Raw genomic sequence first — 734 nt, forward strand, 5'->3', positions numbered from 1 at the left:
ACACCCCGCACCACACCCGACCCGGAACGCCCCTCCGCAAGGGCACCGAGACCGGCCAGCAACTCCTCACGCCCGGCAGCCGTCACCACAGCGCGGTGATCGAACCGGGAGCGAGCCAGCGCCAGTGCGTGCGCAAGATCGCGCACCGGCAACTCCCCTGCGCCCGAAACCAATTCCGCCAGGCGCACGGCCTGGCCGCGCAGCGCGCCCTCCGACTTCCCGGAGAGCACGAACGGCAGCACGGTGCCCGCAGGGGGCCCGGCCTCGACGGCGACTACGACGTCGTCGTCCGGCGCCTGCTCGACGATCACATGCGCGTTCGTCCCACTGATACCGAACGAGGAGACAGCAGCGCGTCGTGGCTCACCCGTTTCCGGCCACGCCACGGACTCCGTCAGCAACCGTACGTTCCCCGCCGACCAGTCCACCTGAGGCGTCGGCTCGTCCACGTGCAGGGTCTTGGGCAGCACACCGTGCCGCACGGCCTGCACCATCTTGATGATCCCGGCCACACCCGCCGCCGCCTGCGTGTGACCGATGTTCGACTTGATCGACCCGAGCCACAACGGACGCTCCTGCGACCGCTCCTGCCCATACGTCGCCAGCAAAGCCTGCGCCTCGATCGGGTCACCCAACTTCGTCCCCGTACCGTGCGCCTCCACCGCATCCACCTGCGAAGCCGACAATCCGGCATTCGCCAACGCCTGCCGGATCACCCGCTGCTGCGACGGACC

At 69.6% G+C, this 734-nt stretch carries 1 protein-coding gene; it reads right to left on the bottom strand.

Features of this window, described 5'->3' with window-relative positions; genetic code table 11:
* Positions 1 to 734 (bottom strand): ketoacyl-synthetase C-terminal extension domain-containing protein (locus B9S57_RS17470; protein WP_308457403.1); only part of this gene is annotated, 734 nt, incomplete at both ends.

This window comes from Streptomyces sp. SM10 (genome assembly GCF_002910915.1).
Classification (GTDB): domain Bacteria; phylum Actinomycetota; class Actinomycetes; order Streptomycetales; family Streptomycetaceae; genus Streptomyces.